This window comes from Bacillus sp. LR--39, assembly GCF_053613335.1.
Map to the genome: position 1 here is coordinate 1 of NZ_JBSIOT010000783.1, position 746 is coordinate 746.

Annotated in this window: 1 protein-coding gene; it reads right to left on the reverse strand. The window is 49.5% G+C overall.

The genetic code is table 11. From position 1 onward, the window contains the following. A partial coding sequence (locus ACWHAR_RS26520) for a preprotein translocase subunit SecA (protein WP_452088353.1) occupies window positions 1-746 on the reverse strand: 746 nt, incomplete at both ends.

Below are 746 nucleotides of genomic sequence, written 5' to 3' on the forward strand. Positions count from 1 at the left end.
ACGAGAATCGAAGTTATTGCCTTCGACTCGTTTTTGAGACGATTCAACCGCGCGAGATACCATTTTGCTTTGGATTGGAGTAGAGTCGTCCATGCCGAAGCGGTCCAGCATCGCCATTGTCCGCTCAGCTCCGAATCTGCGCATCAATTCATCTTCCATAGAAAGATAAAATTGAGTGATCCCCGGGTCTCCCTGACGTCCGGAACGGCCTCGAAGCTGATTGTCAATCCGGCGTGATTCATGTCGTTCAGTTCCGACAACAGCGAGTCCGCCAAGCTCTTTTACACCTTCGCCAAGCTTAATGTCTGTTCCGCGCCCCGCCATGTTAGTCGCAATCGTAACTGCGCCTTTTTGGCCGGCCTCTTCAATGATCTGCGCTTCACGTTCATGGTTTTTGGCATTTAACACTTGATGCGGGATTCCCTTGTTTTTAAGCAGCTTAGAAATCAATTCAGATGTTTCAACGGCAACCGTCCCGACTAGAACAGGCTGTCCCGTCATGTAACGCTGTGCGACATCCTCCGCAACTGCCTTAAACTTTCCTTCCATCGTGCGGTAAATTAAATCCGGGCGGTCATCACGCACAACAGGCCTGTTGGTAGGGATCGTAACAACCTGCATGTTGTAGATGTTGCGGAATTCTTCTTCCTCTGTCTTAGCCGTACCCGTCATACCGGCAAGTTTTTCGTACATTCGGAAGTAGTTTTGGAACGTAATCGTCGCCAAGGTCATGCTTTCGTTTTGAA